Genomic DNA, 14,939 nt, shown 5'->3' with positions numbered 1-14,939 from the left:
AGACGTAATATTATAAGTTTTGTAGTGTTTATGCAACATGATTGTCTACATTTTTTGGAGCTTATTCTAAAAAATGCGTTTTGTTAAGTTCTATATGAAAAATAGTTGTAGCAAAGTTACTATTCCAATGAAGAGAATGAGAGATAAAGAAAGTTTTCGGAATTTAGTTTGTGGGATATAATTTAAAATTCTTTTTCCTATGTAAGAGCCCAATATTCCAATAACAAATAGAAAAGGAACATACTTTAAATCATGATTATGAATGTATCCATTATTGTAATAGACAAAAGTTCTCGAGAAATCAATCATAAAATCTATAAAAGCCGAGGTGGCAATAAATACACTTTTCTCTAAGTTAAATGCAGCCATGGTAAGTCCTCTAATAGCGCCACCGGTTCCCAATAATCCAGCAGAAAACCCAGAGAAAGCGCCTCCTGCAATGGCGTTTTTTTTATTTGGCGCAAGGATTAAATTGCTCTTAATAAGGAATAACAAACTTAATCCTACCAAAAATAATCCTAAAACTATTTTAAGGAGAACACTATCTAGTACTTTAGATAAAAAACCTCCTGCGATAACAAAAATAACAGAAGGCAAACCAATGTATAATAATAGTTTTTTATCTAACCCTTTTTTAAATAAGAAAATCTTACTCAAATTACTAGATAAATGAAAAAGAGCTGTAAGTCCTAAAACCGAATAAAAATCAAAATAAAAATTACCAATAGGCACAAAAAACACCGATGATCCAAAACCACCAATAGTTCCAATTATTTCGGCACCTAACGCTAGTAGCAAAAAAATAAAGTTAATATCTTTCATGTTAGGCTAGGGTTTTTGTAGCAATTTTTTTGTCATTTAATATCTCAAATGTAACCTAATTATTACAATATCCGGCTTATTTAGTTATTTGCCTTAATGAGTTATTCTTGCGTTAATCGATTTGTTTGTACTTTTGCTCCTTATGAACGATAATTTTACAAACGAATTTTTTGGTATAGGTATTCAAAATGGCAAAACGCCTGAAAACTTAGGTGTACTGTGGCGTACAGCCCAAAACTTAGGTGCCAGTTTTATTTTTACCATTGGCAATCGTTATGCAAAACAGGCTTGCGATACTCATAATGCCGTAAAAGCCATGCCTTACTTTCATTACAACACTTTTGAAGATTTTTTCAATAATTTACCTAAAGGTGCACGATTAGTTGGCGTAGAGTTAACAGATAAAGCAGAACCTTTAGAAACATTTCATCACCCAAGACGATGTGTGTATTTACTAGGCGCAGAAGACCATGGGTTATCTAAACAGGCTATCGAAAAAAGTCATTTTTTAGTAAAATTTAAGTCACAATTAAGTTTAAATGTGTCTGTTGCAGGAAGTATTGTTATGTATGATAGGGGAATAAACAAACCAAGGTCGTAACTTTGCCGTAAATAAAATGTAAAACAATGGCTCATAAAGCAGGTTTTGTAAATATTATTGGTAACCCAAATGTGGGTAAATCAACATTAATGAATGCTTTTATAGGAGAGAAATTATCTATTATCACCTCAAAAGCACAAACAACGCGACACCGTATTTTAGGTATTGTTAATGGCGACGATTTTCAGGTGATATTAAGCGATACGCCTGGAATTATCAAACCCGCATACGAATTACAAGCCTCTATGATGGACTTCGTTAAGTCTGCTTTTGAAGATGCCGATGTACTAGTATATATGGTTGAAGTAGGTGAGAAAATGTTAAAAGATGCTGACTTTTTTAAGAAGATAACCCATTCTAAAATTCCTGTTTTGTTGCTCTTAAATAAAATTGATATTTCAAACCAAGAGCAATTAGAAGCTCAAGTTGACCATTGGAAAGAACAGGTACCTAATGCCGAGATTTATCCTATTTCAGCATTAGAAGGCTTTAATGTTGAAAACGTATTCCAGCGTATCGTAGAATTGCTACCAGAATCGCCAGCATTTTATCCAAAAGATCAATTAACCGATAAACCAGAACGCTTTTTTGTAAACGAAACCATTCGCGAAAAAATCCTATTGCATTATAAAAAGGAAATCCCATATGCTGTAGAGGTGGAAACCGAAGAGTTTTTTGAAGACGACAAAATCATCAGAATACGTTCTGTTATTATGGTAGAGCGCGATACCCAAAAAGGGATTATTATTGGTCATAAAGGAACGGCTATAAAACGTGTAGGATCTGAAGCCAGAAAAGATTTAGAAGCCTTTTTTGATAAGCAAATCCATATCGAACTATACGTGAAAGTGAATAAAAATTGGCGAAGCGACCAAAAGCAACTTAAGCGTTTTGGCTATAATCAAAAATAAATTTAATCGACTTCGTAATCTAATTTCATGGTAATTGAAGCTGTTTTTTCTTTAGATGAGGTGTTGTATGTGCCTCCCCAAGAATATTCTTCGTTAGAATTTTGTCCTGTAATTTGAAATACGCCCATTTTAGCCGATAATAATTTTCCTAATGTTCCTCCAGAGTTTTCTGAAATTCTTTCGGCGCGTTGCCTAGCATCAGCAGTGGCTTGAGAAATCATTTCAATTTTTAAATCAGATAATTGGGTGTAATAATAACGTGGTGGTTGCGAGTAAAACTGAATACCTTTGTTAAGTAACTCGGTAACTTCACGAGAAATATCTTCTACTTTTTCAACATCTTTACTTTCTACTTGAATAGATTGTGTAAGAATATAGCCTAAAAACTCATTACCTATATATTTTCCAGAGTCACTATATTTTGCTCGGGTATTTTTTCTGCTTTTAACAGCATCAAAAACCAACTCTTCATCGGTAATTCCTTTAGATTTTAAATAATTGGAAATTACTTTTTTATCTTTTTCTAAATCACTATAGGCTTGTTGTAGATCACTATTTTCTTTAGAAAAAGAACCTTCCCAAACAATAAGATCTGATGTGAAATCTGTTTTCCCTAATCCAGTAACCGCGATAGTGCCTTCGGTTTTATTTCTATTCATGATAGAATTTCCTAGTAAAAAAGCAGCAATAATAATAGCGATTGAAAAAATAGTGGCTGTAAGATTGTTTTTCATGAGGCGTTATTTTTAATAAATACGAGAATTTGAGGATAAAAAGTTGTTTATTAAGGTAAATTTAAGGTTTTTTTCATAAAACTATATAAACGCTCCATATCTGTTTGTCCTTTTTGTTTTCCTAGTCTTCCAAAAGCATAAAGTACAAACCAAACAAGAATCATAAAAAACATTAAAAACACTTGAATAGCATAATCTTGATCAAGATTATAGTTGGTATACGCCCAAATGGAAAAACCAATAAATAAGGTGGCAACAATAAAATGAAAAAACATAAACATGGTCCAAACGGTTGGACTGGGGCCAAATAAACCGTACAGCATACTACTTGATTTATCAATACGGTTAATTTCTAAATGGAGTTGTGGTGTCCAAAAATGACGTTCTTGTACAGGTAGTTTTATAAAAACATGGTCATCTACCCGAGACACAATAAAGGCTTTTTGAGAAGTTTTAGCGTGATCAAAAACTTCAAGAGCTTTATCGTTAGAAATGCTAAGCGTTCTTTTAAAACGCGGTCTTAAAATAATTTCGTTGGTTTTAGCCATTTTGTAGTTTGATTTTCAAGAATTAAAATAAGTGTTTTTTCTTAAAATAGGAAACCGTAACTTTGCAAACAATTAAAAAAACGTATGAGTAGCATAGTTGCCATAGTAGGTCGCCCAAATGTAGGGAAGTCAACATTTTTCAACAGATTAATACAACGTCGCGAAGCCATTGTTGATGCGGTAAGCGGTGTTACCCGTGATCGTCATTATGGTAAAAGCGATTGGAATGGTAGAGAGTTTTCTTTAATTGATACCGGAGGTTATGTTGTAGGAAGTGATGATGTTTTTGAAGCAGAAATAGACAAACAGGTAGAGTTAGCGATAGATGAAGCCGACGCCATTATCTTTATGGTTGATGTTGAAGCTGGTGTTACAGGAATGGATGAAGACGTTGCTAAGTTGCTTAGAAAAATAGATAAACCCGTTTTTCTGGCCGTAAATAAAGTTGATAATGCTAAACGCGCTGAAGATGCTGTAGAGTTTTATAGCTTAGGTTTAGGCGAATATTATACTATTGCTAGTATAAATGGTAGTGGAACCGGTGATTTATTAGATGCTTTAGTTGAAGCGTTACCAGAAAATGAAACCAAACAAGAAACAGATTTACCAAGATTTGCCGTTGTAGGACGCCCAAACGCAGGGAAATCCTCTTTTATTAACGCGCTTATTGGTGAGGATAGATATATTGTTACCGATATTGCTGGAACCACGAGAGATTCTATAGATACGAAATATAATCGTTTTGGATTTGAGTTTAATTTGGTAGATACAGCAGGGATTAGACGTAAATCTAAAGTAAAAGAAGATTTAGAGTTCTATTCAGTTATGCGAAGCGTTCGTGCTATCGAACATAGCGATGTGTGTTTATTAGTTTTAGATGCTACACGTGGGTTCGATGCTCAAGTGCAAAATATCTTTTGGTTAGCCGAGCGTAATCGTAAAGGCATTGTTATTTTAGTTAATAAGTGGGATTTAGTAGATAAAGATAACTCTACAATGAAAGCTTTTGAAAAGCAAATTAAAAGAGAAATAGAACCGTTCACCGATGTGCCTATTATTTTTATGTCGGCGCTTACAAAACAGCGTATTTACAAAGCCATAGAGACTGCTGTGACAGTTTATAAAAACCGCAGTAAGAAAATTAAAACCAGAAAACTTAACGATGTATTACTACCCATTATACAGCATACGCCACCACCAGCTTACAAAGGGAAGTATGTGAAAATTAAGTTTATTACCCAGTTGCCAACTCCGCAGCCGCAATTTGCGTTCTTTTGCAACCTACCACAGTATGTTAGAGATCCTTACAAGCGCTTTTTGGAAAATAAACTTCGAGAAAACTTTGATTTTCATGGTGTTCCAGTAACCGTTTATATGAGAAAAAAATAACATTTAAGTCTTTTTTAAGAAAAGTCATACGAAAAAGATAATATATTCGTTATCTGTTAAACTAAACTATACAAAATACATCAATCAAAATCGTATGAATAGACTACTTGTTGTCTTGGCATTGCTTTGTATATCAATGTCATTTTCCCAATCCAAGCATTTTGAAATTTCAGGAACTTTATTAACCGAAGAAGATCGTACGCCTTTAGAATCGGCAACAGTATATTTACAAAAAGAAAGAGATAGCTCACTAATTACATACACAATCTCCGATAAGAACGGTGAGTTTATACTAGAGAACAAAACTAGCGAGAAGTCGGCCAATATGTTTGTGTCTTATGTGGGGTATAATACCTACTTTAAAAAAGTAAATTTAGAGAAAGGGAAAATAAATCTTAAAGAAATTTTGATGCAGGTTAACTCTAACGCCTTAGACGAAGTCGTTATAAAATCAGCAGCGCCTGTAACCATTAAAAAAGATACTTTAGAGTTTAATGTAAAATCGTTTAAAACCAAAAAAGACGCCACTGTAGAAGATTTACTAAAACAGCTTCCTGGCGTAGAGGTAGACGACGAAGGACAAATTACAGTAAATGGTAAGCCCGTAAATAAAATTTTAGTTAATGGAAAGCCATTTTTTGGTGATGACCCAACAATAACTACCAAAAATTTAACCAAAGAAATTATCGATAAAATTCAAGTGGTCGATACAAAATCAAAATCGGAAGCCTTTACTGGAGAAACAACCGATGGCGAAAATAAAACCATTAACTTAACCATAAGCGAAGATAAAAACAAAGGCGTCTTTGGGCGTGTTGCGGCTGGCGTAGGAACAGACGAACGTTACGAAGCTGCCGGTATGCTTAATTACTTTAATAACGATAGGCGATTAAGTGTTTTAGCTGGCGGAAACAACATTAATTCGCCAGGGTTTAGTTTTGGTGAGATACGTAAAATGTTTGGCGGAGCAAGAAGCATGTCTATGTCTAGTAATGGCACATTTACTATAGATGGAAGAACATTTGGTGGCGGGCAAGGTATTACCGAATCGAGAAGTATAGGAGCCAATTACGCCGATGTATTAGGAAAAAAAGACAATGTAGATATCTCTGCCGATTATTTTCACTCAGGAAGTAGCTCAGAAAACGAAACCGCGTCGCAACGTGAAAATATTTTACCAGATTCTAGGTATTTTACTAACAGCAACTCGGTATCAAATAGTGATAGCAATAGCCATAGTGTAAATATGGGGTTTGATGTAGAAATAGATTCTACCTTCCTTATAAATGTAGACCCTTCATTTCGATTTTCAGATGGAAAAACAACATATAACAGTCGTGAGAACTCTAGAAACCAAGATGGACAGTTAACTAACGATTCGTACACCAATTCTTATGTAGAAAATCAAGCTAGAAGCTTTAGTAACCGCTTAAATGTAACTAAACGTTTTGGCGATAAAGGCGGTTATATTAGGATGAATATAAACAACGAAATAAGCACAAGAACATCAGATGATTACTTAAATTCTGAAACCAATATTTATGGTGAAGATGTGACCGACCCTAATAACCCCGATTTTGTGTTAATAGATCAAGAGGCACGAGATCAATACACCGATTCTGAAAACGAAGTCAATACAATAAGTTCTGGTATCACTTACAGGTTACCTATTGTAGCTAAAAGCTTGTTTTTAAACTTTCAATATAACTATACTCGCAGTAAAACTAACGATGTTAAAACAACATTAGACAGAAATGGAACTAACAATGAGTTTACCGATTTTAATCAAGATTTAAGTACAGATTTCGAGTATTTAGATGAAGAAAGTACACCAGGAATTTCTATAAACTATAATAAAGACAAATTTTACTCTAGAATAGGGGTGAGTTATTTGTTTAGAACCATGGAAAATACCGATTTTTTAAGGCCGCAATTGTCTATTAAACGCAAATTTGAAAACATGCAGATAAATTCTTATTTAAACTACAGATTTGGCAAAAACTCCTCGGTTTATTTTAATTACCGTTTGCGTAACGAAGCACCGCAATTATCACAATTACAAGCCTTTCAGGATGTGTCTAATCCATTAAATACAGTAACGGGTAATCCAAACTTAGATCCTTCTAATAATCACCGACTTTATTTTGGGTTTAACTCTTATAATTTTCAAGATAGAACAGGGTTTTACAGTTATTTTGGTGCACAAATAACCGATAATCAAGTGGTGTCAAAAACTACAATTAACGACGATTTAGTACGTGAAACAACCTATACCAATGTTAATGGAAACTATAATGTTTATGGTGGTTTTGATTATGATAAACGTATAAAACTAGATTCCATAAGAACAGTAAAATTAGGTGTGGGTGTTTACGGTAATTTTAATAGAAGTATCAATTACAATAACGATGTGCAATATGCAGGTAAAGTAAGATCGATATCACCAGAGTTAGATGTGACTTTCGAGTGGAAAGATGTTTTTGAAATAAGACCTAAATACAGCGTAAATTTCACAAAAAACACTTACGATATTGAAGCTTTTGATGACCGTGAATTTCTGTCTCATGAACTTCGATTACGAACAGCCTTTTTCTTGCCTAAAAACTTCGAGTGGCGCAACGATATAAATTATGTTTATAACCCTAACGTAGCCGCAGGCTTTCAAAGAAGTGCATGGTTCTGGAACGCGACATTAGCGTATTCTTTCTTAAAGGATAAAATGACAGCGACATTAAAAGTATACGATTTATTAGATCAAAATACCAATGCTAGAAGAACGGCAACACAAAACTATATTCAAGATAGTCAAAGTACGGTGTTAAAACAGTATTTTATGTTAAGTTTAAGTTGGAAATTTAATAGTCTTGGAAAAAAAGGCGAGGTTAATAATCGAGGTTTTTGGAGAGATTAAATAGAAAACACTAAGTGTAGAGAAAGCCATTTTTTAATATTAAAAATGGCTTTTATTTTTTACCAACTACCACCAGCACCGCCGCCTGAGAACCCGCCGCCGCCAAAACCGCCACCGAATCCACCACCGGAAAAGCCGCCTCCAGAACCACTTCCCCAGCCAGATGAGCCACCATAACTACCACGTCCCATATTACTTAAAATAATGGCGTCCCAAATAGTAAAGTCTTTATTTTTACGGCCACCAGAGCCTCCATTGCCGCCATTACGTCTGTTTTTTGATAATGCAATAAGCACAATGATAAAGAGGATAAGGAAAGGAAGAAAAGCTCCTATTGGAAAGCCACTTGAGGAGTTTTTTTTAGGTGTTCCTTGATATTCTCCTTGTAAGATTTGAAAAATAGCATCGGTGCCTTTATCAAGTCCGCCGTGAAAATCACCGCGTTTAAACTCAGGAATAATAACATTTCTAATAAGCTCTCCAGTAATTCCTGCGGTTAATTTGTGTTCTACACCATAGCCTGGAGAAATCCATATTTCTCTGTCATCATTTGCAAGAAGAACAAAAACACCATTATCTTCTTTGGCTTGTCCAATTCCCCATTTATGTGCCCATCTTGGAGTTAGAAGCCCAATATTTTCGCCTTTTGTAGTGGCTATAATAGCAACTACAATTTGTGTTGAAGTAGTATCGGAGTAACGAATAAGCTTTTCTTCAAGCTGCGATTTTTGCACACTAGAAAGTAGATTAACATAATCGTAAACACTAGTTTGCTCTTTAGGTGTTTCTGGAATATCAAATTGCGCAGAGACATAACTCCAGCTTAAAAAACACACCAAAAAACATGCAATTGATTTTATTTGTAAAGTACTATATAATGTTGTTTTAGGCATGAGTTATCCTTTGGAAATGTCGTTAGGTAATTCGTTAATGTCTGTATGATGCCAAGGAAAATAGGTTTCTAATTCTTGACCGGCTTTTAAAATACCATCAATAAGACCTTGTTTAAAGCGTTTATGTTTAAAATGTTCTTGAATACTATTTTTGGTGTCATCCCAAAAGTCTTTAGGAACAACATCGTTAATGCCTTTGTCGCCATAAATAACAAAAGCATGATCCTCTACAGCTACATAAATTAATACGCCATTTTGCTGTTTGGTATTATCCATTTTTAAATAATGAAACACTTCTAAAGCTCGTTGAAACGTATCTTTATTAGCCGTTTTTTCAATATGAACACGTATTTCGCCAGACGTATTCATTTCAGCTTGCCTAATAGCTTTTATAATGTCTTGCTCTTCTTGATAAGTAAGAAAATCTTCTACTTTAGACATGGTTATTCAAAATCAAATTCTACATCTACAGGTTGTTCTGCTCCTGCTTCAGCATCAAAATATGGTTTTCCTTCAAAGTTGAAAATACCAGCAAGAATAGAATTAGGGAATTTTTTTACATGATTATTGTAAGGCTTGATGGCTTCGTTAAAACGGGTTCTTGCAGTTTGAATAGTATTTTCGGTACTGGTAAGTTCGTCTTGAAGTTTTAAAAAGTTTTGGTTGGCTTTAAGTTCAGGATACCGTTCTACAGTAACTAGCAAACTTTTTAAAGCACCACTTAAACCGCCTTGAACTTGATTATATTGTGCTAATTGTTCAGGGGTGATATTATTTGGATCAATACTTATAGATGTTGCTTTTGCGCGGGCTTCAATAACATCGGTTAATGTGTTACGCTCAAAATCGGCAGCACCTTTTACGGTATTTACTAGGTTGCCTATAAGATCGTTACGGCGTTGGTATGAAGTTTGTACATTACCCCAAGCTTCGCTTACATTTTCGTTAAGTTCTATAGCGGTATTGTTAAATCCAACAGCCCAATTGTAAAGGCCAAAACCTATAACTGCTAGAATAATAACTGGTATAAGCCATTTTTTCATAATTGTGATATTTTAGTGTTAATGATGTAGTTTATGACACTTTATAAGTAGTGTAAACACAAAAAAAGTTACAGCTGCTCTTTAATTTTAAGTAACTGTGCTTTAATTCCCTCTAATTTACTGATAATTTCAAAATTACTAAGCGATTTTTTCTTTTCTTCTTTTAAATGTGTTTTGGCACCTTCAAGAGTGAAACCGCGTTCTTTTACCAAGTGGTAAATAAATTTAAGGTTTTTAATATCCTCTGGAGTAAATTTGCGATTGCCTTTAGCATTTTTTTTAGGCTTAAGTACATCAAACTCTTTTTCCCAAAAGCGTATTAAAGAGGCATTAACATCAAAAGCCTTAGCGACTTCGCCTATACTGTAATAGCGCTTTTCGGGTAGATTGATATGCATTAATCAAGAGATTGGTTTTCCATTGATGCGTGTTTAAGCAGTTCATCAAACTCTTCGGCAGATAAACTTCCGTAGTAGAAATTTATAGGATTAATACGTTGGTCATCTTTAAAGACTTCGTAATGTAAATGTGGTGCTTCGGAGCGACCAGTGCTTCCTACAAATCCAATAAGGTCGCCACGCTTTACTTTCTGATTTCTGCGTACATTATATTTATATAAATGCGCATAAAGACTTACATAACCATACCCATGATCTATACGAATATGTCTTCCATAACCAGAAGAATTGCTATCAGCTCTTGTAACCACACCGTCTCCGGAGGCGTAAACAGGTGTGCCTCTTGGCGCCGTAAAATCCATGCCCCAATGCATTTTTCTAGCTTTAGTAAACGGGTCGGTACGCATGCCATAACCCGAGGCCATTCTAGTTAAATCTTCATTGCTTACAGGTTGTATGGCAGGAATAGCGGATAGTAATTTTTCTTTTTCTTCGGCAAGTTTTGCTATCTCATCAAGAGATTTCGATTGAATAACAATTTGCTTCTGTAACACATCTAGGCGTTTGTTACTTTCAATAATTAGTTTGGAATTATCAAACCCTTCAAGGGCTTTGTATCGGTTTATTCCGCCAAACCCTGCTTTGCGTTGTTCTTCTGGAATTGGGTTAGCTTCGAAATATAAACGGTAAATATTATTGTCGCGTTCTTCAATATTAGCTAAAACAGATTGCGCCTCATCCATTTTTTTATTAAGGAATTCATATTGCAATTGCATGTTGGATAGCTCACGTTTTAAGGCGCGTTCCTTAGGAGATTCAATGTATTGACTGGCAATAAATACAAATAAAAACCCAAATAAAGCCGATGCCAAAACAAACATAGAAATGTATTTTGCTGTACGACGTTTTTTACGTTCTATTTTCCTGTAGGAAAGGGTTTCTGGATCGTAATAATATTTTACCTTACTCATTGCCTAATTTTACTATTTTTGCATGTAATAAAAACATTGTATCCGTTTGCAAAACACCAAAGATAAAAATTGTTTTGCAGATGTGGTAATTTTAACATAAGCTTGACAAAGATAATCTATATGAAATCCCAAGACATACGATCTAAATTCTTAACTTTTTTTGAAGATAAAAAACATCTTATTGTGCCTTCAGCACCAATGGTAACTAAGGATGATCCTACGTTGATGTTTATCAATTCTGGTATGGCACCTTTTAAAGAATACTTTTTAGGAAATGCTAAACCAAAAAGTAATCGTATTACCGATAGCCAGAAATGCTTACGTGTATCTGGAAAGCATAACGACCTTGAAGAAGTAGGTTACGATACGTATCACCATACGTTGTTTGAAATGTTAGGGAATTGGAGTTTTGGTGATTACTTTAAAAAAGAAGCCATTGATTGGGCTTGGGAACTTTTAACCGAAGTTTTTAAAATCAATAAAGACATTCTTTATGTTACTGTTTTTGAAGGTGACGAATCCGAAGGTATCCCAATGGATCAAGAAGCTTACGATTTTTGGAAAGCCATTGTTCCCGAAGACCGTATTTTAATGGGGAATAAAAAAGATAATTTCTGGGAAATGGGCGATCAAGGTCCTTGTGGGCCTTGTAGCGAAATTCACGTCGATATTCGTTCAGACGAAGAAAAAACAAAAGTGCCTGGAAAAGATTTAGTCAATCAAGACCACCCACAAGTAGTGGAAATTTGGAACTTGGTATTTATGCAATACAACCGTAAAGCTAATGGTTCTTTAGAAAATCTACCTAATAAGCATATCGATACTGGTATGGGCTTTGAGCGTTTGTGTATGGTGTTGCAAGGTGTGCAAAGTAATTACGATACCGATGTATTCACACCTTTAATTCGTGAAATAGAAACCATAACCAATAGTAAGTATGGTAAAGAAGATAATACAGATGTTGCCATTCGTGTTATTTCTGATCATATTCGTGCAGTGGCCTTTTCTATAGCCGATGGGCAGTTGCCAAGTAACGCAGGTGCAGGATATGTCATACGTCGTATTTTACGTCGTGCCATTCGCTACGGGTTTACCTTTTTAAATCAAAAAGACCCATTTATTTTTAAGTTAGTAGAAACTTTATCTGCTCAAATGGGGAGCGCTTTTCCAGAGCTTAAAAGTCAAAAAACACTTATTGAAAATGTGATTAAAGAAGAAGAACACTCTTTTTTAAGAACTTTAGATCAAGGATTGTTACTCTTGGATCGCGTTATGGAGGATACCAAAACAGATTCCATTGCAGGAACAAAAGCCTTTGAGCTATACGACACCTATGGATTTCCTCTAGATTTAACCCAATTAATAGCTCGCGAAAAAGGCTACGCTATAGATGTTGATGGGTTTAATGCAGAAATGAAAAAGCAAAAAGACCGTTCGCGTCAAGCATCGGCTTCTGAAACGTCAGATTGGGTAGTTTTAATGGAAGATGATGTTGAAGAATTTGTAGGATATGATAGATTGAAAGTAGATGTTCGTATTACACGATATAGAAAAGTAACCACAAAAAAAGATGGCGAAATGTATCAATTAGTGTTTAATATGACGCCATTCTATCCTGAAGGGGGAGGACAAATAGGCGATAAAGGTCATTTAGAAAGCGCTAATGGCGATGTGGTTTATATTTTGGATACAAAAAAAGAAAACAACGTTATTATTCATTTTACTAAAAACCTTCCTAAGCACTTAACCGATACGTTTAAGGCGGTAGTAAATGAAGAATCAAGGCATTTAACGGCTTGTAATCATACGGCGACACATTTATTGCACCAAGCTCTAAGAAACGTGTTGGGAACACACGTAGAGCAAAAAGGATCGTTAGTAAAAGCTAAAGGATTGCGTTTTGATTTTTCACACTTTTCAAAAGTTGATAAAGATCAATTACAACAAATAGAAGATTTTGTTAATGCTAGAATTCGAGAGAATATTCCTTTAGAAGAAAAGCGTAATATTCCAATGCAAGAAGCTCTAGATGCTGGCGCAATTGCACTTTTTGGTGAGAAGTATGGTGATAGTGTGCGAGCCATAAAATTTGGGAATTCCATTGAGCTTTGTGGCGGAACTCACGTAAAAGAAACCGGAAAAATATGGTATTTTAAAATAACCTCAGAAGGTGCTGTAGCTTCAGGAATTAGAAGAATAGAAGCCATAACAAACGAGGAAGTAGGCGATTATTTTATTAGTATAGATAACGATTATCAATCTCTAAAAGATTTACTTAAAAACCCTAAAAACCCTGTCGATGCCGTAAAAAGTTTGCAAGATGAAAATGCCACTTTAAAAAAGGAAATAGAAGGTTTGCTAAAAGACAAAGCTAAAAACCTTAAAGGAGATTTAAAAAATGAATTATCTGAGGTGAATGGATTACAATTTTTGGCTAAGCAAGTTGATTTGGATGCTTCTAGTATAAAAGATATTTGTTTTGAATTAGGAAGTCAGTTTGATAACCTGTTTTTACTGTTTGGATCCAACAAAAACGGTAAGGCTATTTTAACGTGTTATATTTCTAAAGAAGTGGTTGCCGAAAGAGACTTAAATGCAGGACAAATTGTACGTGAATTAGGAAAATATATTCAAGGCGGCGGCGGCGGACAACCGTTTTTTGCTACTGCTGGTGGAAAAAATACCGATGGTATAAAAGACGCTTTAAATGCTGTAAAAGCGTATATAGAATAATGAATTTTAGAACACAAATACCCATACAAAAGCAACAACATAATCAGGTAGATTATCATTCCAAAGTATTGCTTTTAGGGTCGTGTTTTGTTGAAAATATAGGAGATAAACTTTCGTACTATAAATTCCAAACGTTGCAAAACCCATTTGGTATTTTGTTTCATCCATTGGCTATTGAAGCCTTAATAACTGATGCTATCAACGACAAGGAGTTTACAGAAGACGATATCTTTTTACATAATGAGTTATGGCATTATTTTGGTGCTCATTCCAAGTTGAGTTCACCATCAAAAGAAGCGTTGTTACAAAAGCTAAGCCAACAAATAACGGCAACTAAAGAATGGTTAAATTCAGCAACTCATATTGTTATAACTTTAGGGACAGCTTGGGTTTATAGGTATATTGAAACGGATATTATTGTGGCTAATTGCCATAAAATACCTCAAAAACAATTTCAAAAAGAATTATTATCTGTTGATGCTGTTATCGAATCTTTACAAGCTATTTTAGTATTGCTAAAAGAATACAACCCAAAAACTCAAGTAATTTTTACGGTCTCGCCTGTAAGACATTTAAAAGATGGGTTTGTGGAAAATACACAAAGCAAGGCGCATTTAATATCAGCTATTCATCAAGTTATAAATAAAGAGCAAAGTCATTATTTCCCTTCTTATGAGATTATGATGGATGAGCTTCGTGATTACCGATTTTATGTCAAGGATATGCTACATCCTAACGAAACAGCAATAGATTATATTTGGGAGCGGTTTCAAAACATTTGGATTGCAGATGAGGCTTTGCTTACAATGAAAACCATTACCGAAATTCAAAAAGGGTTACAGCATAAACCTTTCAATTCAAAATCAGAAGCACATCAGGTGTTTCTGAAAAAGTTAGAGCTTAAAAAACGTGCCATTTTAGAGGCTTTTCCTCATATCATATTTTAAATATACGACATTTGCCGTATTGATTTCAGTCTCATATT

14 protein-coding genes are annotated in these 14,939 nt (G+C 34.5%); 6 read left to right on the top strand and 8 right to left on the bottom strand.

Annotation, left to right across the window (positions count from 1 at the left end):
• Positions 1–90 precede the first annotated feature (90 nt).
• Positions 91–822: a sulfite exporter TauE/SafE family protein gene (locus R3L15_RS09350; RefSeq protein WP_338731315.1), complete on the bottom strand. Its 732-nt coding sequence runs from the start codon at positions 820–822 to the stop codon at positions 91–93.
• A 142-nt stretch (positions 823–964) separates the two neighbouring features.
• Between R3L15_RS09350 and R3L15_RS09345 the strand changes: the two genes are divergently transcribed.
• The gene (locus R3L15_RS09345) at positions 965–1,423 is read left to right on the top strand and encodes an RNA methyltransferase (protein WP_338731314.1); all 459 of its coding nucleotides are present in this window, start codon (positions 965–967) and stop codon (positions 1,421–1,423) included.
• A gap of 26 nt (positions 1,424–1,449) precedes the next feature.
• Positions 1,450–2,334, top strand: coding sequence for a GTPase Era (gene era / locus R3L15_RS09340; protein ID WP_338731313.1), 885 nt, complete (start codon positions 1,450–1,452; stop codon positions 2,332–2,334).
• Between the two features lie 2 nt (positions 2,335–2,336).
• Here the strand turns inward: era and R3L15_RS09335 are convergent, their stop codons facing one another.
• Positions 2,337–3,068, bottom strand: a complete 732-nt coding sequence (locus R3L15_RS09335; RefSeq protein WP_338731312.1) for an SIMPL domain-containing protein — start codon at positions 3,066–3,068, stop codon at positions 2,337–2,339.
• Between the two features lie 50 nt (positions 3,069–3,118).
• A complete protein-coding gene (locus R3L15_RS09330) occupies positions 3,119–3,616 on the bottom strand; it encodes a GTP-binding protein (RefSeq protein ID WP_338731311.1) in 498 nt (165 codons plus the stop codon).
• 84 nt (positions 3,617–3,700) lie between these two features.
• Between R3L15_RS09330 and der the strand changes: the two genes are divergently transcribed.
• Entirely contained in the window at positions 3,701–5,005 is a 1,305-nt protein-coding gene (gene der, locus R3L15_RS09325) for a ribosome biogenesis GTPase Der (protein WP_338731310.1), read from the top strand.
• Between the two features lie 94 nt (positions 5,006–5,099).
• On the top strand, positions 5,100–7,916 hold the full coding sequence (locus R3L15_RS09320) for an outer membrane beta-barrel protein (protein ID WP_338731308.1): 2,817 nt from the start codon (positions 5,100–5,102) through the stop codon (positions 7,914–7,916).
• A gap of 59 nt (positions 7,917–7,975) precedes the next feature.
• On the opposite strand, the gene R3L15_RS09315 is transcribed toward R3L15_RS09320, so the two are convergent.
• From R3L15_RS09315 to R3L15_RS09295, 5 genes are all read right to left on the bottom strand, one after another.
• Positions 7,976–8,809 carry a TPM domain-containing protein gene (locus R3L15_RS09315; RefSeq protein ID WP_338731307.1) on the bottom strand — a complete coding sequence of 278 codons (834 nt, stop codon included), beginning with the start codon at positions 8,807–8,809 and terminating at the stop codon, positions 7,976–7,978.
• A 3-nt stretch (positions 8,810–8,812) separates the two neighbouring features.
• On the bottom strand, positions 8,813–9,250 hold the full coding sequence (locus tag R3L15_RS09310) for a TPM domain-containing protein (RefSeq protein WP_338731306.1): 438 nt from the start codon (positions 9,248–9,250) through the stop codon (positions 8,813–8,815).
• A 2-nt stretch (positions 9,251–9,252) separates the two neighbouring features.
• Complete coding sequence (locus R3L15_RS09305; protein ID WP_338731305.1) at positions 9,253–9,852, bottom strand: LemA family protein; 600 nt, start codon at positions 9,850–9,852, stop codon at positions 9,253–9,255.
• Positions 9,853–9,920: 68 nt separating this feature from the next.
• Entirely contained in the window at positions 9,921–10,250 is a 330-nt protein-coding gene (locus tag R3L15_RS09300) for a MerR family transcriptional regulator (protein WP_338731303.1), read from the bottom strand.
• On the bottom strand, positions 10,250–11,221 hold the full coding sequence (locus R3L15_RS09295) for a M23 family metallopeptidase (protein ID WP_338731302.1): 972 nt from the start codon (positions 11,219–11,221) through the stop codon (positions 10,250–10,252). The genes R3L15_RS09300 and R3L15_RS09295 overlap by 1 nt, the downstream gene beginning before the upstream one ends.
• Before the next feature lie 120 nt (positions 11,222–11,341).
• Between R3L15_RS09295 and alaS the strand changes: the two genes are divergently transcribed.
• Positions 11,342–13,954 carry an alanine--tRNA ligase gene (alaS, locus tag R3L15_RS09290; protein WP_338731301.1) on the top strand — a complete coding sequence of 871 codons (2,613 nt, stop codon included), beginning with the start codon at positions 11,342–11,344 and terminating at the stop codon, positions 13,952–13,954.
• The gene (locus tag R3L15_RS09285; RefSeq protein ID WP_338731300.1) at positions 13,954–14,901 is read left to right on the top strand and encodes a GSCFA domain-containing protein; all 948 of its coding nucleotides are present in this window, start codon (positions 13,954–13,956) and stop codon (positions 14,899–14,901) included. The genes alaS and R3L15_RS09285 overlap by 1 nt, the downstream gene beginning before the upstream one ends.
• Positions 14,902–14,939: the final 38 nt, after the last annotated feature.

It is taken from the genome of Mangrovimonas cancribranchiae (assembly GCF_037126245.1).
GTDB lineage: Bacteria > Bacteroidota > Bacteroidia > Flavobacteriales > Flavobacteriaceae > Mangrovimonas > Mangrovimonas cancribranchiae.
Note: the sequence above shows the minus strand (reverse complement) of the source record. Positions and strands in the feature narration are given on the sequence as shown.